The 20598-nt window shown below is 46.6% G+C and carries 19 protein-coding genes and 1 pseudogene; 6 read left to right on the top strand and 14 right to left on the bottom strand.

Annotated features, from left to right (window positions below; translation table 11 throughout):
* Positions 1 to 76 precede the first annotated feature (76 nt).
* From K4039_RS07775 to K4039_RS07750, 6 genes are all read right to left on the bottom strand, one after another.
* On the bottom strand, positions 77 to 1360 hold the full coding sequence (locus K4039_RS07775) for an FGGY-family carbohydrate kinase (protein WP_265234577.1): 1284 nt from the start codon (positions 1358 to 1360) through the stop codon (positions 77 to 79).
* 77 nt (positions 1361 to 1437) lie between these two features.
* A complete protein-coding gene (locus K4039_RS07770) occupies positions 1438 to 1647 on the bottom strand; it encodes a type II toxin-antitoxin system HicB family antitoxin (protein WP_265234576.1) in 210 nt (69 codons plus the stop codon).
* Positions 1647 to 1901: a type II toxin-antitoxin system HicA family toxin gene (locus K4039_RS07765; protein ID WP_265234575.1), complete on the bottom strand. Its 255-nt coding sequence runs from the start codon at positions 1899 to 1901 to the stop codon at positions 1647 to 1649. Before K4039_RS07765 ends, K4039_RS07770 begins: the two co-directional genes overlap by 1 nt.
* Before the next feature lie 98 nt (positions 1902 to 1999).
* On the bottom strand, positions 2000 to 3757 hold the full coding sequence (locus K4039_RS07760) for a serine/threonine-protein kinase (protein ID WP_265234574.1): 1758 nt from the start codon (positions 3755 to 3757) through the stop codon (positions 2000 to 2002).
* A gap of 315 nt (positions 3758 to 4072) precedes the next feature.
* Complete coding sequence (gene ilvB, locus K4039_RS07755; RefSeq protein ID WP_265234573.1) at positions 4073 to 5908, bottom strand: biosynthetic-type acetolactate synthase large subunit; 1836 nt, start codon at positions 5906 to 5908, stop codon at positions 4073 to 4075.
* A 338-nt stretch (positions 5909 to 6246) separates the two neighbouring features.
* Positions 6247 to 7539, bottom strand: coding sequence for an MFS transporter (locus K4039_RS07750; protein ID WP_265234571.1), 1293 nt, complete (start codon positions 7537 to 7539; stop codon positions 6247 to 6249).
* A gap of 352 nt (positions 7540 to 7891) precedes the next feature.
* Here K4039_RS07750 and K4039_RS07745 point away from each other — a divergent pair, with 352 nt between their 5' ends.
* Positions 7892 to 8230, top strand: coding sequence for a P-II family nitrogen regulator (locus K4039_RS07745; RefSeq protein WP_265234570.1), 339 nt, complete (start codon positions 7892 to 7894; stop codon positions 8228 to 8230).
* Positions 8231 to 8390: 160 nt separating this feature from the next.
* Here K4039_RS07745 and rdgB read toward each other — a convergent pair whose 3' ends face one another.
* The 7 genes from rdgB to K4039_RS07710 all read right to left on the bottom strand — a co-directional run bounded on the left by rdgB (position 8391) and on the right by K4039_RS07710 (position 16016).
* Positions 8391 to 8981 carry an RdgB/HAM1 family non-canonical purine NTP pyrophosphatase gene (gene rdgB / locus K4039_RS07740; RefSeq protein ID WP_265234569.1) on the bottom strand — a complete coding sequence of 197 codons (591 nt, stop codon included), beginning with the start codon at positions 8979 to 8981 and terminating at the stop codon, positions 8391 to 8393.
* 307 nt (positions 8982 to 9288) lie between these two features.
* Complete coding sequence (locus K4039_RS07735; protein ID WP_265234568.1) at positions 9289 to 10716, bottom strand: phosphoglucomutase/phosphomannomutase family protein; 1428 nt, start codon at positions 10714 to 10716, stop codon at positions 9289 to 9291.
* 275 nt (positions 10717 to 10991) lie between these two features.
* Positions 10992 to 11726 (bottom strand): GTP cyclohydrolase I FolE, encoded by a 735-nt coding sequence (gene folE, locus K4039_RS07730; protein WP_265234567.1) that lies wholly within the window; start codon positions 11724 to 11726, stop codon positions 10992 to 10994.
* A 191-nt stretch (positions 11727 to 11917) separates the two neighbouring features.
* Positions 11918 to 12643: an SDR family oxidoreductase gene (locus K4039_RS07725; RefSeq protein ID WP_265234566.1), complete on the bottom strand. Its 726-nt coding sequence runs from the start codon at positions 12641 to 12643 to the stop codon at positions 11918 to 11920.
* A gap of 244 nt (positions 12644 to 12887) precedes the next feature.
* Positions 12888 to 13868, bottom strand: a complete 981-nt coding sequence (accA, locus tag K4039_RS07720) for an acetyl-CoA carboxylase carboxyl transferase subunit alpha (protein WP_265234565.1) — start codon at positions 13866 to 13868, stop codon at positions 12888 to 12890.
* Positions 13869 to 14160: 292 nt separating this feature from the next.
* Positions 14161 to 15180 carry a long-chain acyl-[acyl-carrier-protein] reductase gene (locus tag K4039_RS07715; RefSeq protein WP_265234564.1) on the bottom strand — a complete coding sequence of 340 codons (1020 nt, stop codon included), beginning with the start codon at positions 15178 to 15180 and terminating at the stop codon, positions 14161 to 14163.
* Between the two features lie 143 nt (positions 15181 to 15323).
* Positions 15324 to 16016, bottom strand: coding sequence for an aldehyde oxygenase (deformylating) (locus tag K4039_RS07710; RefSeq protein WP_265234563.1), 693 nt, complete (start codon positions 16014 to 16016; stop codon positions 15324 to 15326).
* 180 nt (positions 16017 to 16196) lie between these two features.
* Here K4039_RS07710 and K4039_RS07705 point away from each other — a divergent pair, with 180 nt between their 5' ends.
* The gene (locus K4039_RS07705) at positions 16197 to 17015 is read left to right on the top strand and encodes a carbohydrate ABC transporter permease (protein WP_265234562.1); all 819 of its coding nucleotides are present in this window, start codon (positions 16197 to 16199) and stop codon (positions 17013 to 17015) included.
* A 186-nt stretch (positions 17016 to 17201) separates the two neighbouring features.
* Complete coding sequence (locus K4039_RS07700; RefSeq protein WP_265234561.1) at positions 17202 to 17459, top strand: transporter suffix domain-containing protein; 258 nt, start codon at positions 17202 to 17204, stop codon at positions 17457 to 17459.
* A 187-nt stretch (positions 17460 to 17646) separates the two neighbouring features.
* Here K4039_RS07700 and K4039_RS07695 read toward each other — a convergent pair whose 3' ends face one another.
* Entirely contained in the window at positions 17647 to 18675 is a 1029-nt protein-coding gene (locus tag K4039_RS07695) for a hypothetical protein (RefSeq protein WP_265234560.1), read from the bottom strand.
* A gap of 577 nt (positions 18676 to 19252) precedes the next feature.
* On the opposite strand from K4039_RS07695, the gene K4039_RS29920 reads away from it, so the two are divergent.
* The 3 genes and pseudogenes from K4039_RS29920 to K4039_RS07685 form a co-directional block, all read left to right on the top strand.
* A complete protein-coding gene (locus K4039_RS29920) occupies positions 19253 to 19414 on the top strand; it encodes a GIY-YIG nuclease family protein (protein ID WP_375339792.1) in 162 nt (53 codons plus the stop codon).
* A gap of 448 nt (positions 19415 to 19862) precedes the next feature.
* Positions 19863 to 20261, top strand: a complete 399-nt coding sequence (tnpA, locus tag K4039_RS07690; protein ID WP_265234559.1) for an IS200/IS605 family transposase — start codon at positions 19863 to 19865, stop codon at positions 20259 to 20261.
* Positions 20239 to 20598, top strand: a pseudogene (locus K4039_RS07685) (RNA-guided endonuclease TnpB family protein); the annotation flags it as partial. The gene tnpA and the pseudogene K4039_RS07685, both read left to right, overlap by 23 nt.

Below are 20598 nucleotides of genomic sequence, written 5' to 3'. Positions count from 1 at the left end.
TACCACTTTTCAACCTAACTAAAAGCATCCACGTTACAATTTTCCGCATTGATCCGTGAGGTCGCTTTCTTCAATCCTAAAATCTAATATCTAAAATCGATTCACTTCCCTGCTTCGCCAATAACGCACTTCCATAAGCAGCCGCAGTATTAACGGGAGTCACCACAGGCACTTTCAAATAACGCTTTCTGATCGCACTCCAAACCATATTTTTTGCACCACCGCCAGCAGTATAAACCTTTGTCAAAGGAGTTGCACCCAACTCCTGCAATAATTGATATCCCCGCGCTTCAATCCGCGCGATACTTTCTAGCAAACCGTGCAGAAATTCCACAGAATCAGCGGGACGCGGTTCTAGTCTGGGCGACAAATTCGGGTCATTAATTGGAAAGCGATCACCCTTTTTCAATAATGGGTAATAATCCAGCAAACTCCCTTGCTCTGGATCGATTTGTGTGCTATAATTATCTAACTCAGCATCAGTAAAAAAGTGTCGCAGCACCGCACCTCCCGTATTAGAAGCGCCTCCAACTAACCACAAATCGCCTAATTTGTGACTGTAAATCCCGTATTTCGCATCATCTACGCGGGTATAACTTAACAGTTTGACGGCTAATGTAGAACCGAGAGAAGTTACTGCTTCTCCTGGTGAATTGACACCGCTTGCTAGAAATGCTGCAATACTATCGGTTGTACCAGCATAAACTGTACAATCTGGGGGGAATCCGAAGCGATCGCCCAATGCCACTTTAATTTCCCCCACAGGCGTGCCCGGTGCGACAACGTGCGGTAAATTAGGCGTTACAGCGCCGGCAATTCCCTGGATCAGCCAATCGGGATAGCACAAAGTATCAACGTCAAAACCGAGTTTTAAAGCATTGTGATAGTCGCTAATTCCTAATTTTCCGTGCAGCAAAAATGCTAGCCAATCAGCTTGATGCAGGAAATAAAGTGGGCTGGTAAAGCCTCGAAAGTTTTGCCACCACAGGAGTTTTGCCAGACTGGATGTAGCGCTTAATACTGTGTGGTTTGGTGGTGCGATCGCCCGCAATCTCTCTGTAACGGCTGCACCGCGCGCATCGTTGTATAAAATTGGTTCGCATACGGGTATACCGTCAGTATCGCACAGCATGACTGTGGAGGATGTGCCGTCAAGGGCGATCGCCTTTACCTGATTGCGGATGGTTGGGGGGATTTGCTCAATTACAGCCGAGAGTGCATTTTGCCACACCGAGGGCAATTCCAGGTGTTGTGCGTCGGCAAAAGTGTATTCTGTCTCACAATGGATTGTACCCTGGGAGTCGATAATTGTCGATCGAGCGCCCGTAGTACCGAAATCTATTCCCAAATAAAGATTCATTTATAGCAGTTGACAGTTGACAGTTGACAGTTGACAGTAGTTGTAGGGTGTGTCAGCAAGAAACCGGGTTTCTGAGATTATCGTGCTTCCACATATTCACAAAGCGTAGTTGGTTCGGGAATTGGTAAACCTTCCTCTCGCAATCCTTCTAAATGAAATTCGATCGCTTCTTTAATTTGCTGCTGTATTTCTGCAAGGGTTGCGCCTGTGGCGGCACATCCGGGTAAATCTGGCGCGTAAGCTGAATAGTTATTCGGTGTTTTTTCTATCACAATGGCATAACGCATTAGTTGAGATCCTCATCTTGATGATTTGTTTCGACTTCGTTAGGTTCTTGTTGCTCTTTGACTTCTCTCAATTGAGCTTGTTTGAGAATATTATTGGATGTACCGATAGCTAAATCATCAGATGGTTTACCGGGAACTGTAACTAAACCCGATTTAGTAGGATGTTTGTACTGGCGGTGACTCCCTCGCGTTCTAGCTAGATACCAACCGTCGGCCTCTATTTGTTTAATGATATCTCTAACTTTGATTGGCATTTATTACTAATCCAATTAGCAGGTAATGAAATGATTAAAATCCGATAAATTAGTCAAAAAAGGTTCGATCAAAAAGATTTGACAAGGGGCTGAAATCGTTATAGATTACAGCTTACAGTTCTCGATGCGAGAGAAGAGATCAAAACCCCCCCCCACTCCCCCTCCCCTCTCAACACTACCAACTCCCACACACACAAAAGAAAAATAATACACACACTCAACTCAAACCAGCCCAAAAACCAAAAAAACACACCCACCACACCAACCAACCCAAAAATAGCGAGAGATAACACCGCCACCACAACCCGCCGAAACAACCACACCCCACAAGCCGGGAGGTGTCCCTGTGGTGCTTGCTTATTAAAAGTTATGTTTGAGTAGTTCAACCAACGCTCTCCTTCTCGCCAACCTACACGATCGCCTAGCTTACATTTAGTCTCAATATCAACTTTACCACCAACTTTTAACCAGATTTTCTTCTGGACGCTAAAGCCAAAGTGACCCTGACTATATTTTACCCAAAGTTGGTCGATGGTGCGTAAATCGTCGCAAGGAAAATTATCAATTGATTTCCTAGTAAACCAACCTTTCTTCTCTCTTCCAGCAGCTTTCAGCATCACCTTGAGAGTTTCTTGATCTGCCTCTTTCCACTTTTCTGCTGCTAATAAATCTCGCAAATAAGTATAGTCAACTCCCTGGGCAGATTTAAGGGAGTCTGGTTGCGGTTGCGGTGTTTGAGGCGGTGTTTGAGGTGATGGTTGAGGTGATGGTTGATGTGGCGGTGGAGGTGATGGTTGAGGTGATGGTTGAGATAATGGTTGATGTGGCGGTTGAGGTGATGGTTGAGGTGATGATTGAGGTGGCGGTGGAGGTGATGATTGAGGTGGCGGTGGAGGTGATGGTTGAGGTGGCGGTGGAGGTGATGGTTGAGGTGATGGTTGAGGTGATGTTTGATGTGGCAGTTGAGGTGATGATTGAGGTGATTGAGTACCAAGATCCTGCAAAACTTCAGTAGCAGATTGATAACGTCGCTTACTAGCAGGTAGTATCATTTTATCTAAAATCAGACCCAGTTCCGAACTGACAGATGCTTTTAAGTGTTCTCGCCACACCCATTCCATCTCGCTTGTATCGAATAAATCAATCGGTTCAACCTGAGTTAACAGATACAGACAAGTGACACCCAGACTGTAAATATCACTAGCATAAATGGCTTTGCCCGCGGCTTGTTCCGGTGCCGTATATCCAGCAGTCCCAATCACCGTTCCAGTTACAGATAAAGCAGTTTGTGTCGCATATTTCGCCGCGCCAAAGTCAACTAAAACCAGTTGCCCATCTGGCCTAAGAATAATATTTTCTGGTTTGATATCCCGGTGAATTACTTGGCGAGAGTGAATGAACTCGAAGGTGGGTAATAAATTCTTAAGCAAGTCGCGAATCTGTGTTTCCCGAAAATATCCCTGAGATTCTAGTGCTTGAGCTAAATTTTCACCGTCGATGAATTCTTGGACTAAATACTGCCGTCCATCTTGACTAAAATATGCTAATAAATCGGGAATTTGAGAATGTTTACCCAATTGTTCTAAGCGTACTGCTTCCTGCTCAAATAACTCAGTGGCTTTCTTGATACTAGAAGTGCCTTGAGCTTGGGGGTAAAATTGTTTGATAACGCAGGGTGGTTTTGAGGGTTTATACTCGTCAACAGCTAGAAAAGTGCGCCCAAAGCCTCCTTGTCCAATGATTTTTTGCGATCGGTAGCGATCGCCCAATAGCAGTTTATTCCCACATTTTTGACAGAAGTTTGTAGAGCCAGACGAGTTTTGCCATAGGCAATCAGGGTTTAGACAGTGGCTCATAAAATATGTTTATTAATTACAGATTAAAGCTCTCGATGGGATGCCAGCGGACATGGTGTTAAATGTGGAACAGCAGATCCAGGTAAGGACGTGGTATTGCCGATATGTGTCAAATTAATCCCGAAAACCTTTGTATCTCTCGCTGTTATCCCAGGCCATATCCCCCTAAATCCCCCTTAAAAAGGGGGACTTTGAGAAGATTCTTGTCCCCCCCTTAGCAAGGGGGGCTAGGGGGGTTCTAGCCCTTAATCACCAGATAGCTATCTGTGACTACGTTTAACCTTAAATTGACACGAATGATTGCCGTGTCCCTACTTAAACTTTTGTCCCACACTCAGGACAAAACTTATTACTCGAAACATTCTTAGCGCCGCAACTCGGACAATAAATCAACTCCGCAGATGGCAACGTGCTGCGTTCCGGCAAACCAACCATTTGAGCATTACTCTTGCCCGGAACTACCATCGGATAGCAGTTTTCGTCCCGCGTCACCTTCACGTTCATCAGCACAGGGCCGTTGTGAGCGAGCATTTGAGCGATCGCACCTTGCAACTCATCCGGCCCTGAAACCAGCATCCCCTTCACGCCGTAGGCCTCAGCCAGCATCACAAAATCCGGCATCCCCACAGTCATATTCGACGACGAATAACGCTCGCCGTAGAACGCCTGCTGCCACTGCCGCACCATGCCCTGCCAGCCATTATTTACAATCACAACCTTGACATTAATGCCGTATTGTGCTAAGGTTCCGAGCTCTTGAATATTCATTTGTATGCTAGCGTCGCCAGCAATACAAATGACTTGCTCGTTGGGTAGCGCCATTTTCGCGCCCATCGCCGCCGGCAGCCCAAAACCCATCGTTCCCAAACCAGCGCTGGAAATCCAGCGGCGCGGCCCGTTGTTTAAGAATTGAGCCGACCACATTTGATGTTGACCGACATCCGTCGTGTAGTAAGCATCCGGCGCTTGAGTAGCCAATTCCCAAATCACCTCTTGCGGAGACAAAATGTCGGGGTAGTGAGGCACAACTAACGGATAGTCCTGTTTCCAGCGATCGATCCTGTGCAGCCATTCCCCAGTTTGTCCGGGAGTACCCGAAACACCAGTTTCCCGACAGCGACGCAGCAAATCAATCAAAACTTGCCGGACATCTCCGACAATCGGCACGTCTGGGCCGCGATTTTTGCCTACTTCCGCCGGATCGATATCGATGTGAATTACCTTCGCCCGCGCTGCAAATTCGTCTAATTTTCCCGTCACGCGATCGTCAAACCGAGCCCCTACAGCCATCAGCAAATCGCACTCGGTAACGGCAAAATTAGCATACGCAGTGCCGTGCATCCCTAGCATTTTCACCGACAAAGGATGTTTTTCGTCAAAAGCGCCTTTGCCCATCAGCGTTGTTGTGACAGGCAATTGGAACATCTCGGCGAGTTCCTTAATTTCCTCATGGGCCGCCGCTGCGATCGCCCCGCCGCCCACATAAAGCAAAGGACGCTTCGCTTCCTTCAGCAAATGGATTGCTTGATTAATCTGGCGGGGATTTCCCTTCACAGTCGGACGATAGCCCGGAATTCTAACCGATCCGGGTTCCACCGGCAGATACTCAAACTCTTCTAAACCGACATCCTTGGGCACGTCAATCAACACCGGGCCCGGCCGCCCGGTACTCGCGATGTGGAAAGCTTCAGCCACAATTCGGGCCATGTCTCTCGGATCGCGCACTACATAGGAATGCTTGACAATGGGCAGAGTAATGCCGTAAATATCAGTTTCCTGAAACGCATCAGTGCCGATCGCCGGACGGGGCACTTGACCGGTAATAATTACCATCGGGATCGAATCCATGTGCGCCGTCGCAATCCCCGTCACCAAATTAGTTGCGCCGGGCCCGGAAGTCGCGAAACAAACCCCAACTTGTCCGGTAGCGCGGGCGTATCCGTCGGCGGCGTGAGCAGCACCTTGCTCGTGCCGCACTAGAATGTGTTTGATCGCGCCAGTTTCTTCAGCCCGGTATAGTTCGTCGTAAAGCGGCAAAATTGCGCCGCCGGGATAACCAAAAATATGCTTGACACCGTGGCGGATCAAGCTGTCGATCAAAGCAAATCCACCCGTTGCACGCTTGATGGCCACTTTAGTTTTTAGTTGCACAGAATTTCCTTCCTTAAACTAATTAGGATTTTTAATGAAAGCTTTTATACTACTTTAATCTCAATAATCAAAGTCTGAAAATTTAACGGCTGATATTTTACAAAAAGTTTCGCGCTGCGACGGTTTGCGATCGGACGATCGAGAATTTGTGAAACAGCAGAGGAAGAAAACAAACAGAAGAAGACCGGGCGGTTGAAACCGCGTCTAGACAGACAAAAACCGGATGGTGCGCGGGTTAAAAAACGGACGGTTAAATTTACCTTATTTTCTCCAGTCCGCAGAGGCGGACTTCGTTTTTGTAGACGCGGTTTCAACCGCCGTGTGATCTAAAGATACTCTTAAGCCTTTAAGACTTTGCGGGTATGGTGCCAAGCTGCCAAGCCCATCACTGGAACCAAAAAGCCCAAACTCATCAGCACAATCCGCAAGCCCAAATCATCGGAACCCACGGCTTTGCTGACAGCATCCGTCAGCGGGCCGGTCAGTGCTAAAGGCAAGCTGAGAGCAATATTAATCGCATTGTTCTCCAAGCCAAAGACTTTTCCCCGCATTGATTCAGGAGTTTTTTCTTGAATCAGAGCTTGCATCGGGCCGTTAATTAAGGAAGCGCCAAAACCGAACAGAGCACTCAATCCGAATCCCAGCCAAAGCTGTCTCGTAAAGGCAAACATTCCCAACACAAAACCCATCATCACGAAACCAATTAACGGCAAAGGTTTGTGGTGCATTCGATCGCCCCAGTGGCCCAAAAACGCCGCGCCGAAGACCATTCCGACTCCCGCAGCAGCCAGCAAAAACCCAAATTGAGTTTCTTTGAGACCTATTTTGCCTGAAAGTGCGATCGCCAGCACTTGCAGCGCCGCAAACACCGAATACAAAATCGTCAACTGCACCATCGCGTTGCTGACGAGGCGGTTGTGCTTCAAATACCGCAAACCTTCCTTGAAGTCTTGCCAAGGATGAACATTTTTGCCACTGCTACCGCCACGATTTTCTTTGATGTGCATGGCATAAAGCAAACCTGCGGAGATCATGTACAACCCGCCCAGGAAAAACTCTTGAGAAGCTGGCCCGTAGCTGTGTTTAAGCCAACTAAATATCGGTTCGCCGATCGTCATTCCGACAATAATCCCGCCCATTGTGGACGAGGCGAACAGAGCATTTGCCGACATCAGTCCCTCTCGCCCCACAGCCAGCGGGATTGCCGCCTGCTCTGCTGGAGCAAAAAATTGCGTTACGGTAGAGACCAAAAACGTGACTGTCAACAACACGACAAAAGTTTTGGGCAAAAACGGCAAACATCCAATCAACACCGCTCGAATCACGTTGCAGCCGATCAGCATTTGCTTTTTGGAAAAGCGGTCTACGACGATACCGGCCGCCGAACCAAAGACGATCGCCGGCAGGGTGTAGGCAATCATCACGGCTGACAGCATAGAATTTTCCGAATGTTGCCAAGACACTGGCCAGGGTCGGTAATCCCCAGTTTTCAGCAGAATAATCAGCAATACGTAAAAGATTTTATCCGCCACTTGGGCCAACAACTGCCCAGTCCACAAGGTGAGGAAGGGGCGATTTCTCAGTAGGGCATCAAGCCCGCTGCGGTCAGGGGGAGGGCTAGCTGGGTGCATAGGAATAGTTTAACTGACCGCTTCTGGCAATTATAGTTTTCAGCAATACGTGCAAATTTGAAGGAGTGCAAAGCGGAAACGGGCGAAAAATCCTGTCTCCTCGGTTCTTTTTCTGTTTTAGCAGATCCGTGGCGGAGGGCTTGGGTCTTTTTCACTCTACCGCGATCGGCTCCGCACAGCCACCGCCGCCGGAAAATCAGGAAATGTTGTTAAATGTTGACCTGCATTATTTCATCGTGAGTACAACATAAGGTAATATGTTTTACAAAATAGTTGCTGTTGGCAGTGATCTTAAAAGATGTCACGCCGATTAAGTAATATAACGAAAGTAGTAATGTTAGGAGTGAGAAACTTGAAAAAGGTTGAAGCTATTATTCGCCCGTTTAAACTTGACGAAGTGAAAATCGCGCTCGTCAATGCTGGCATTGTAGGGATGACCGTTTCTGAAGTTAGAGGTTTTGGCCGTCAGAAGGGCATGACTGAACGCTATCGTGGTTCTGAGTACACCGTTGAGTTCTTGCAAAAGCTCAAGGTCGAGATTGTTGTGGAAAACGATCAGGTTGACATGGTGGTTGATAAAATTATCGCGGCTTCCCGCACGGGCGAGATTGGCGACGGCAAGATTTTCATCTCTCCTGTAGAACAAATTATCCGGATTCGGACTGGCGAAAAGAACCAGGAAGCAATCTAAGATACTGGGGCATTGGGTATTGGGTATTGGGCATTGGTCATTCATTGGTCATTCATTGGTCATTGGTAACTGCCAACGAAAAACCTCTTTCCTGTTTAGTTCTGATACCAAGCGTGTCAATATCCAATGCCACAGTAACCCTGTGTTTTGGCTTTTTTCCTCAATATGGGTTGACAATGTTCGCCATTTGTGGTATAAGAGCCTGGAATGCTCGACCGCGGTGAGAGTGCGATCGCTTGATATCGGGCGTCATTTCTGCAAAAGTCTGTTGCTGTGCGGGTACGTAGAAAATCGGGTCATACCCGAAACCTCCGGTACCGCGAGGAGTGTGGAGGATTTCGCCTCGGCAAATTCCTTCAACTTGTAAGGCAATTGTACCGTCGGGACGGGCGATCGCGATCGCGCAAACAAATTGTGCTTCCCGGTTTGCTTCGTTTCCCAATTCTTTGAGGAGTCGAGATATCCTGTCAGCATCGCTTGAACCGTACCGCGCCGAGTAAATCCCAGGTCTACCGTCGAGTGCATCTACCATTAAACCAGAATCATCGGCGATCGACCATTGGCCAGTTGCTTTGGCAATTTCAGACGCTTTCAAGCAAGCATTAGCAATAAACGTTTCCCCAGTCTCCTCAATTTCCAATTCTTCGGGTTTCAGGCGCAATTCCCACCCCAAATCCTGAAGATAAAGCTGCATTTCCTTAAGTTTACCCGGATTGCCCGTAGCCACAATTAGCAATTTATTATTTGTCATCAGTCGATTATGCCTTTCAAAAAACTTTTCTCCTTTGATCTACGGTACTAAAGTATAATTTACAGCTTAATTGTTCAATAAACACAACTAAAAACCGATTGTGATAGTTGAGGAAGCCGAATGTGGATTCTATAGTAATACTCTTTCATTTATGAATAAGAAAGATTTTTTTTAACCGCAGAGGGCGCAGAGAACGCAGAGAAGAAGAATGGAGAAATAAGTGATATCAAATCCGTTGACATTGGAATTATTCATCTATATCTCTTCTTTTCCTCTGCGTTCTCTGTGGTCTCTGCGGTTAAAAACTCTAATTTTTATGCGCCCAACCTTTCGCCCAATTCAAGTTGTGCATCACTTCTTTCAATGTGGCAGCTTCGGAATACAGCCGCAATACTGGTTCGGTTCCGCTAAACCGAATTAACAGCCAGCTTCCGTCAGCTAAGCGGAATTTATATCCGTCTACTTTGTTGCAGTCTACTACTGCTTTGCCGGCGATTTCTGTTAATGGTTGGTTTTGCAGCAGCGACAGCAAACGCGCTCTTTCTGCCATGTTTGCTAGGTGCAAGTCGATTCTGTCGTAGGCTGAGGTAAACTCTGTTTCTTTTTGGAGTCTGCTGTAAATTTGGCTTAAGTCTTCGCCGGATTTGACGACTGCTTCTAACAAGTACAGCGCTGACAGTAAAGCGTCTCTTTCGGGAATGTGCGTACCGTAGCCGATTCCTCCTGATTCTTCGCCGCCTACTAGGACTTTGGTTGTTAACATTCGATCGGCTATATACTTGTAACCGATCGGCGTTTCAAACAATGGTAAGCCGTAAAGTTGGGCAATTTTGGGCATGATGTCGGAACCGCTGACGGTTTTGATGACTTCTCCGGTGAAGCCGCGCCGTTTTGCTAGGTGTTCGATTAATATGGGAACTAGGATTTGTGAACTGAGAAAGTTGCCGCTTGAGTCAACGGCTGCTATGCGATCGCTATCTCCGTCAAATACAAATCCGATCGACAAACCAGAGCTTTTTCGCTGGTGAGTCCGCATCACCCGGAACAACTGCGACAGGTAGCGCGGTAAAGGTTCTGGTGCACCGCCACCAAACAGCGGATCGCGATCGCTATTGACTTCCTGCACAGGAACTTCTAAGATTTGAGCTAAGCCGCCCGCCGCCGCGCCGTGCATTACATCTACAAATACTGTAATTTTACCGCTGGCGATCGCCTCTTTTATCGCTTCAATATCTACCATTTCCCGCAAGGTTTTGCAGTAAGCTGGCCAAGGATTGAAATTCTCCAATTTTCCGGGAGTTGCTGCGAGTGTCGCCGGATTTTCGAGTTTTGCTTCTATCTGTTGCGTAACTTCGGGCGATACTGAACCGCCAAATCCGCCCTTGACTTTTAATCCTAAATATGCGCCGGGATTGTGGCTGGCTGTCAGGACGATCGCACCTAAAGCATTTAATTGTTTCGCCGCTAAACTGAAAGCTGGAGTTGGAGCATAAGAATCGCTCAGTAACACGTCAAATCCTGCGTTCTGGACTGCCTTAGCTGCTGCGAGAGCAAAATCTTCAGCCAGAAATCGGCGGTCGTAACCGACAATTACAGTACCGCTGCTGGCATTGTTGCCGCCAGTTTGTGCGAGAACTTGTGCTGCTAGGGGAGCTACTAATGCTACGCGATCGAAGGTAAAATCGTCAGCAATGATGCCGCGCCAGCCATCTGTACCGAATTTAATAGGATTCATTTTTAGTCACAAGCCATAGGTCACTTGTCTATTTTATGGGCTTCAGCAGTCGATCGTCAGTCGATTTTAGATTTTAGATTTTAGATTTTAGATTTACTTGCAGCCTTGAATCTGGGGGCTTGAACAAGACTCTTAAATTTTGGGAGTTCCATTTATGGAGTGTCGGGGGCTTGTACCCGTTTTTGGGCGGTTAAAAGTCATCATCAATCAGCCCACAGCCCAATGACAGTTGACAACTGACAACTGTCAACTGTCAACTGACAACTGTCAACTGACTAAAAGAATGCCGGTTGGTGGCGGATCAAATTCAAGAATTCTTCGCGAGTTTTTTGTTCCTCTTGAAACACGCCCAACATGGCACTCGTCACCGTCCAAGCACCGGGTTTTTGCACGCCCCGCATTGTCATGCACATATGGCTGGCTTCCATTACTACAGCCACTCCCTGCGGTTCCAATATTGTTTGAACTGCTTCGGCTATTTGGCGCGTCAAACGTTCTTGTACTTGCAATCTGCGGCTGTACATCTCGGCAATTCTGGCTAATTTGCTCAATCCCACTACTTTTTGATTGGGAATGTAAGCGATGTGAACTCGGCCCATAAATGGCAGCATATGGTGTTCGCACATACTGAATACGCTGATATCTCGCACCAGTACCATTTCGTTGTGACCTTCGTCAAAGATCGCGCCGTTGAGGAGTTCTTCGAGGGATTGACTGTAACCGCTGGTGAGAAACCGCATTGCTTCTGCTACCCGCTTCGGGGTTTTGAGCAATCCTTCGCGTTCGGGGTCTTCTCCTACTCCTTGCAGTATCGTCCGAACGGCGGCCATCATTTCTTCCTGCCCTACTTCCGAGGGTACTGGTACGCTGGATTCTTGACCGTTCGAGGAATTGCGATCGGGTCGAGTGCTGATGCGCGGGGCGTTGTTGTCTGGGGTTTCTAACAGTTTCATGCTGTCAGTAGAGATTGAGTTCGAGCCATTGGAACTGCTGTTCGATGCAATTGTCATAAGAAGTTGGTGTGAGGGTGAATCTATTTTCGATTTTCGATTTTCGATTTTCGATTTTCGATTTTCGATTGGGATAGAGCTATCTATTTTCGATTTTCGATTTTCGATTTTCGATTTTTGATTTGGGGATAGAGCGAGAGATTCAAAGATTGTTGAATTCATGAAAAATCCAGCAGTCTAAAATCTCAATTTCACAGAACTCCGGCGTTGGACATGAGTGTGATTTCTTCAATTACTGCACTTGCCGGCAACTGAATTGCGTGCAAAATTGATTGGGCGACGATTTCTGGGGTTAACATGGCGGTGCGATCGAAGTCGGCTTGCATGGTGTCTGTTTCCCACATGGGAGTGTTGACAGAACCTGGACAAATGGCTGTGACGCGAATTCCGCCAGCTCGCTCTTCTGCTGCTAAAGTCTTGGACAAAGCCATGAGACCGAATTTGCTGACGCAGTAGGCTCCCCAGTTGGGGAAGGCTTGGCTACCTGCGATCGAGGAAACGTTGATGATGATTCCCGATCGCCGATCGCGCATTCCCGGCAAAATTCCTAAAATGCACTGCCAGACGCTTGTAAGATTGAGGTCTAGGACACTCTGCCAGTCGGTTAGGGATGTTTCGGTCAAGGAGCCTGTATACCCCATGCCAGCGCTGTTGACTAGGATATCTACGGGCCCGAATTGAGAGGCGATCGCGCTGATGCCGCTTTGCACTTGCTCAATTTTTGCCAAGTCTAAGGGATAAGCTTCTGCTTTCACTCCAAATTCTCTGGCTGCTGTGGCAACGGCTTCTAGGTTTTCTGACTTTCGGCTAACTAAAGCTAGATTTATGCCTTCAGCAGCGAACGCTAGAGCCGTCGCTTTGCCAATACCGCTGCTCGCTCCGGTAATCAGAGCCTGCTTTGTTGTTCGATCGTTCATTAAATTTCCTGATACTTTCTATCGGCAAATCTTTCAAGCGTTGCAGCCTGCTTCGGCAAATTAGCAAGCTGTTGGCTGCGGGTGATAACAGTTAATTATGAGATAAACATTAAGAACTGTTAAGCCGGTGTCACCTGAGAAATTATAACACTGCTGACGGATTAGCAGAATTATCGGTTGCGAGTTATGAGTTACTCGCTTGAAGTTCAAAGATTTTTGACTGATAACTCTCTGCTCGATCGACTCAAGCAGCAATTTCAGTGAACACACCGATGTCCCGAAACTTTTGATATCGGAGTTGTCGGCGCTGCTGGCCCGTAAGCTGACTTAGTTCTGCTAAGTTTTCCAACAAAGCTTGTTTAAGCATGGACGCAGCTTTGAGGGGATTCGAGTGAGCGCCACCAACAGGTTCTGGTACTATCTGATCTAGAACGCCGAGGTTTTTCAAATCCCAGGAAGTTATTTTGAGCGCTTCTGCGGCTAAGTTGGCTTTGCCAGAGTCTTTCCAGAGGATGGCCGCACAAGCTTCGGGGGTGGCGACGGTATACACAGAATGTTCTAACATCAACAGCCGCTCGCCGACACCGATACCCAAGGCTCCGCCGGAACCGCCTTCGCCGATGACTGTGCAAATAATCGGAACGTCGAGGCGAAACATTTCTCGGAGGTTGCAGGCGATCGCCTCTCCTTGTCCAAGCTGTTCGGCTTCTAAGCCCGCCCAAGCCCCCGGAGTGTCGATAAACGTGAAAATTGGCATCGAGAAGCGATCGGCGTGTTCCATCAATCGCAAAGCTTTGCGGTAGCCGCCGGGAGCAGCCATCCCGAAGTTGCGGGCGATATTGTCTTTGGTGTCGCGCCCTTTTTGATGGCCGATTATCACTGTGGGACGCCCGTCTATGCGGGCAATTCCGCCGACGAGGGCCGGGTCGTCTCCGCCGCGTCGATCGCCGTGGAGCTCGATCCACTCGTCGCTAATTGCCTGAATGTAATCGAGGGTACTGGGGCGGCGCGGGTGACGGGCGAGTTGCAGCCGCTGCATGGGGGACAAGCTGCTGAAAATTTCTTGCCGCAGTTGGGCGGAACGAGCTTCGAGTTTGCGAATTTCGTCGGTGACATCGACGCTGTTTTCTGCGGCGAGTTCGCGAATCTGGTGAATTCGGGCTTCGAGTTCGGCCAGCGGCTTTTCAAAATCTAGGAGTAGTGGTTTGCGGTCTGAGTTGGGCACGCTGATAATTTCTATAGGGTTTTAAGGTTTAGTCGATCGATATTTTTCGACTATTTTCCGACTATTATCCAATCCTACCGTGCTAGGGGATGCTGAAAAAGAGGGGGAAATCGGAAGTTTTGATTTTTAAATTTTGATTGATATCAAATTCCGCAACATCGGAATTATACTCTCGAAGCTGAGCAGGGCGATCGGGCTGCTCTCAGAAAAATATTTCGATTCAGACGCAATAGTCAACAGTTAAACTTTAAAATTCAACTTCAACTTTAACTGTTGACTATTAAGATCAAAATTACATTAATAAGGGTCGGAAACCGTGTTTAACTGAAATTCCACCGATTTGCTCCATCTTTTCCACAGTAATTTGATTCCGTCCCCAAGAAAAATTGGTATACATTTTTTCAAATTCCAGCAGCATTGATTCGGCAAAACAGGCAAACAACTGTCGCCCCGGCACATCCATATTGACAATCTTCATGATTTTCCACTCAATATCGAGGGAATGCTCCACAATGCCACCATTGAGTACGTAAATTTCGGGATGCTGAACCTGAGTTGCTAGATTTTTTGGATAGCCACCATCAATCAATAAACAAGGTTGCTTCAATGTCTTGGGGTCAATTTCTACTCCCTTTGGCATACTAGCGACCCAGACTACAATATCCGCTTGCGGCAGGGCTTCTTCCAATTTCATGATTTTGCCTCGCCCCAATTCCGATTGCAAATCTTGCAAGCGTTCTTTGTCGCGGGCAATTAGCAACAATTCTGCTACATTTGTTTTAACATTGAGCCAGCGACACACAGCACTGCCAATGTCACCTGTAGCACCACAAACCGCCACAGTAGCTTTTGAAAGTTCAATCCCCAATTTGGGGGCTGCTTCTTCTACTTGGCGGCAGATAATGTAAGCCGTGTGGGTGTTACCAGTGGTGAAGCGTTCAAACTCCAACTTGAGATTGCGAATTTGCTTAATTTGCTGCAAGTTGAAAGTCTCAAAAATGATCGAAGAAAAGCCACCTAAAGCAGTGATATTAATCCCGTTTTTTTGAGCGTGTGCCATCGCATTAAGGATTTTGCGAGTGGCTGCTTTAATCCGGCGAGTGGCCAGCATTTCTGGCAGAAAACAGGATTCCACATAGCGGCCTTCTATTTTTTGCCCGGTAATGCTAGTGACAGTGATATGATCAACTATCTGGGGCGGTGCACTGCACCAAAAGTCTAGCCCTTGATCGGCATATTCTGGATAGCCCAGCTCGTTAGCTACTGATTGGGCGTGTTCTAAGCTGGTTAAGTGACCGATTAGACCAAACATTAAGTTGTCAAATGAAGGAAGATTGAAGAAGAAGGAAGAAGGAAGAAGGAAGAAGGAAGAAGGAAAATTTGCTAATTAAAAATGAGATGCCTCTTTTTTAATTTTTAATTTTCATTTTTTCCCATTCCTTATTTCCCATTTAACTAGGCTGCGAGGCCTTGTGCTGACATCCGCATGATGTCGCGGTTGTTAAAGCCAATGTTGCCAAGGGCTTCGCCGTAGGCAATCATAAAGTCTTCGATTAAAGCGTCTTTTTCCATTCCCAAGACGCGGGCATCGTCTGCGACAGCGTTTAGCAGTCTCCAGATGATGGGCAGGTTTTGGCGGTTGGCGGCTTCGAGTTCGGCTTTGGATTCCTCAAAGTGAGCTTGCAGCCAGACTTCCCCAAAGTTGAGGTGGCTGTATTCTTCTTTGACTACGCCTTCGGTGATTTTGCGAGCAAAGTCATCGGCGACGGGGATGTAGATGTTGTAGGCTGCGATCGCAAAACACTCGATAATTAGTGATTGAATCAGCAAGCAAGTTACAATCTGACCATCCGCCGCGGCAGTTTGGAAGTTTCTGTGCAAATCCGAAAAGAATTCCTTGGCAAATACCATGTCCGGTGTGACTTTGAGATTCCGGCCACAAGCTTGGAAGCCTTTCTTATGGCGGTTTTCCATCTTGGACAAGCCAATTAACTCTTCTTTTTTGTCAGCCAACAGTTCGGCCAGCGTCAGGTAATTGTCGTGAGCTTCTTGTTCGCCTTCAATCACAATGGCGTTGATGCGGCTGTAAGCATCTTTGTAAGTTTCGGTTTGAAAGTCAATTGTTGGGCTGGCCTCAAGCTGGGGCATAGATATGTCGTCTCCTGATATAACCTTGTAGGATGTTTCCAAACCCCTTAAAATTTTGGGGGTCGCGTGCACTACACTTTACCTATTTTCGACTAAAAATTTACGATTGTGTGGGAATCTGGGAGGCGATCGGGTTTGAGAGCCTCACAAGCTTATTATTTTAGATTAATTCACAAGTTTATGGGTAAATCCTTTGATCGGTCTCAAGCACTGGAGCTGCTGAGTTTTGTTTTGTTGCTGGCGGGGGCTGCGCTGGTGCTGCTGCCACTGGCTGCTGTTTTTTGGGTTTCCTTATCACCATCTGGTGTTGGTGTCAAGGCCAATAGTCTGACTTTTGCGAACTATCAGGAGGCTTGGCGACGGGGGAATTTTTTGTTGGCATTTGCTAATTCTACTCTAGTGGCGATCGCAGTTACCGCTTTTCAGGTAGTGACTTCTGCTTTGGCAGGTTATGCTTTAGCACGGCTGAAGTTTCGGGGGCGACAAGCCATAGTTTTGGTGGTTTTGGCAACACTGGTGATTCCCTTTCAGCTTTTGGTGATTCCGATTTTCATGGTTTTGAAGTGGGGGCATTTGCTGAATACCTATGGGGCGCTGATTTTGCCCACGGCAGCTAACGGTTTCGGGATTTTTCTGCTACGCCAGTATTTTATGACAATTCCGGTGGAGTTGGAGGAGGCGGCAATGCTGGATGGGGCTAACCGCTGGCAGGTTTTGTGGCAGGTGATGTTACCTTTAGCCCGCCCTGCTTTGGTGACGCTGTTTTTGTTTACGTTTATCGGCGAGTGGAACGATTTGTTTAAGCCGCTGGTGTTTACGACGAGGCCAGAGTTGCGGACTGTACAGTTGGTTTTAGCTGAGTTTCAGGAACAGTTTACTAGCAGTTGGCCGTTGTTGATGGCGGCGGTGGTGATTGGGACTGTGCCCGTGGTGTTGCTGTTTTTGGCTGGTCAGCGGCAGTTTATTCGCGGGATTGCGGCGACGGGAATTAAGAATTGAGTTGGAGGTCCGAAGAAGACCGGGCGGTTGAAACCGCGTCTCTACAAACAAAACCCAGATGGTGCGTGGGTTGAAGACTCGGCGGTTGAAATTACGTTATTTTCTTTACACCCTCGTTCGGGCTTCCTTTGTCTAGGCGCGGTTAAAACCGCGGTCTGATCTATAATTGTCCAATAAATAAAATATATGCAGAATTTGCAAAAGCTGGGCTGGTTTTTATTTATTGCATCTTTCGTGCCCTGGGTGGCAATCTTGTTTATTGTGCCGTTTATGCCGCTGAGCCTCGCCGAAAAAACTACAATTAATATCATTCTAGCTGTTGGGGCCGAAGTTTGTTTTTGGCTGAGCGTGGTAATTTTGGGGAAAGAAGTAGTTACCAAATATCGGCGTTATTTGAGTCCCCGCTATCTTTGGAAAAAAATCCGAAATTTCAAGCGCAAATGAACAGGGATTGATGCAGATAGTTAAGTAGGTGGTTACAAATAAACGTTACGTGGGGAGGGCGGGTTTTGCACTGATAAACTCGCTTTTATCATAGATCATACGCTAAACCCGCCCCTACTAGATACTAGGTTTTTCACCCTTACCTACTTAGCCCAGATATTGGCGTTTATCTGCGGTCAAGATTGAGCTATTCGCTGATAATTTGCAAACGAATAGAGCGTTCTCCGTCTCCAAAATCCACTTCAATTTTTTCTCCCGAAAGACTGTCCAAGCATCCCAAAAGTAAGCGCAAATTCGGTGTACTTGCTCCTGTATCCACGTACAATCTATCAGCCAAACTGCCTAAACGCTTCCAAACAGTGTAGAGTTTGACTACAGTTTGTTCGAGCAGTGCAGCTTGTTTTACAACATCAGCAGTCGTACCCAAACAGCCGACTCGCAAAGACTCTTCTAAAGCCATTTCCATGTCTAAGTGAGACTGATTGAGAGCTTGCACTTGGGCGGCGGCATCGAGATATTTGGATAAGTTCTTGGCGTCGGAAGTTAGTTGTTTGACAGTATCTACGTCGGGATTTTCTGCTACTTCTTTTTGAATTTCGCTTTGGTGAGATGGAGAGAGTTTCTCCATTTCCTTGACTAAAGGAGCGAGATAGCGAGAAGGAAGAGAACCGCTAGATGCTTTTTCTTTGACTTCTTCTGGCAATAATTCTGAGTTCATTGCCATCCATTCGTCGGATAGTTGTTTGACTTCGCGGCGGGTGATACGATCGCCCTTTGATGCAGCATCTGTTACCATTTGCTGTACTTCGGGAGATGCTTTGGCGGTTTCTACAAAGGCTCTTTTGCTGAAGTTTCTAATGGACTCTGGGTCTAAATCTCCTTGGTCGATCAGAGTTTCGGCACTTTTAGCTAATTCTATCAAAGAATAGGCTTGACTTTTGCTAATTTCGCGTTCTTTTAGCCAGTTCAAGAAGCCGGTACCGCGTCCGTCGCCGCCTTTTTTTTCTCTGTCTCGGACTGTTCGGAGAATGCGTCCGCGCCAGATGTCGGTTTGTAAGTCGAAACGATCGCACACTTTCCAGGCATTGTCAACCTGATTGTCAAAGTCGAAGTCTGGTATTTGTTCGTCTTCGGGGTCTGGTAATTGGAAGTTGATATCGGTCAAGCCTTTGAGGGCTTCGGCAAGTTCTGCGGGAGATTGGGGGACTTCAGCCATTAGGAGAAAATTGTGTAGAGCGACAGCCGGTTTAATTGGGAATTTGCACAAGTTGAGATTTGAGACGCTATCTGTAGTAGTAAGGTGACAAGGCTGACACTACTGATAGAGTTTTTGTGCAGGTTATATCATTATTGCACGATGAAGGGCGATCGGCTTCAACGGCTTCACTAACGGGCTATAATTACCTAACTGTCATTGCGAGCGTCCGCGCGAAGCAATCTCAGAAGCTTAAACGCAGACACAAAAATTATGATTACGTATTTGTGATTGCGACCTGTCGGTGGTAATCTCAAGTCCCTGCGATTGCTTCGCGAGGACGCTCTCTTCGGACATCATTACCTAACTATCATTGCAAATGTACCCACGAAGCAATCTCAGAGCCCTGAATGGCGATCGAAAAATTATTATACTATGTTTGTAATTGCGAGTTGTCGGTGGCAATCTCAAGTCCCTGCGATTGCTTCGCTCGTGAGCTCGCAATGACATCATCACTTAACTGTCATTGCGAGCGTCCGCGCGAAGCAATCGCAGAGGCTATAGTATAAGCTGAAAACTCATCCTTTGATCGACATTTATGAGCAAACAATATTATGTGTACATCATGACGAATCAGCATAACAGGGTGCTTTACACAGGTGTAACCAGTGATTTAAAGAGAAGAGTTTACGAACACAAAGAAAAGTTAATAGATGGATTTACTAAAAAATACAATATCACGAAGTTAGTTTACTGCTAAATCTTTGAAAATGTATATGACGCGATCGAACGAGAGAAACAGATTAAAGCTGGTTCTAGACAAAAGAAAATTGATTTAGTTAATAGTATCAACAAACAATGGCAAGATCTGTATGATGAGTTTTGAAATTTTTGTATGTCATTGACCAATAGGGTTCACTTAAGATTGTCCGAAGAGAGGAACGAAGCAAACAAGAGTATTTATTTTTCATAATTTTTTACCGCCTGGATCGTCTTAAGTAAACCGTATTGTGTCATTGACGGCTCTGCCTTACTATTTTAAGGTGATGCGATAGCGACGCACAGCCCACAATGACCGAAAAGCGAGATGCAAGCCCCTGGCTTTAGACATGGGGATAAGTCGGCAGCGGTTTCAACCGCCTTCAGTATTTAACAAAGCTTAATGCTGAATTAGCACCATATACAGCTTAATGCTGTATAACTATAGTATGAGCATTAAATACAAGTCAAACAAAAACATTGTCTACTCTTGCAAATATCACATCGTGTGGTGTCCCAAATATCGTCGCAAGGTTTTAATTGAAGGCGTTGAGACTCGTCTGAAAGAGATATTATTAGATGTGGCGACTGAGTTTAAGAGTGAATTGATCGAGATGGAGGTAATGCCAGATCACGTCCACCTTTTAGTCGAATGCGATCCTCAATTTGGGATTGCCAAACTAATTCGTTACATGAAAGGGCGCTCATCTCGATCTCTTCGCCAAGAATTTCCTTGGCTAAAGAGCCGATTGCCGACGCTGTGGACTAACAGTTACTTTATTTCAACTGTCGGTGGTGTGCCTATCTCAGTAGTTAAGCAGTATATTGAAAATCAAAAAAATGTTTAACTATGGTTGCCAACAAAATTTAATTAGCCCAGATCAAGCTTTGAAAAGTATCCTAGAATTTGTTTGTGAAGAATCAAACAAATTAGCCAATTGCGGGCTTTACTATTCTCGGCAATTGTATTTCAAAACTGGGAAATTCCCAAGTAAAGCCACTTTACACAGACTGTTGAAAGGCAATCCCCATTTCAAGGCATTGTATTCTCACGTAGCTCAACAGACTTTAACGACTGTGGCAGAGTCATTTCAGTCTTATATTGGACTACTTAAGGGCATCAAAAAAGGTACGGTCACACAACACCCTAAACTGCCGGGATACCGCAAAAACAGCCTTAAGCTG

It is taken from the genome of Lyngbya sp. CCAP 1446/10 (assembly GCF_026130175.1).
Taxonomy (GTDB): Bacteria; Cyanobacteriota; Cyanobacteriia; order Cyanobacteriales; family Microcoleaceae; genus Microcoleus.
This window is presented reverse-complemented; position numbering and strand designations above follow the sequence as displayed.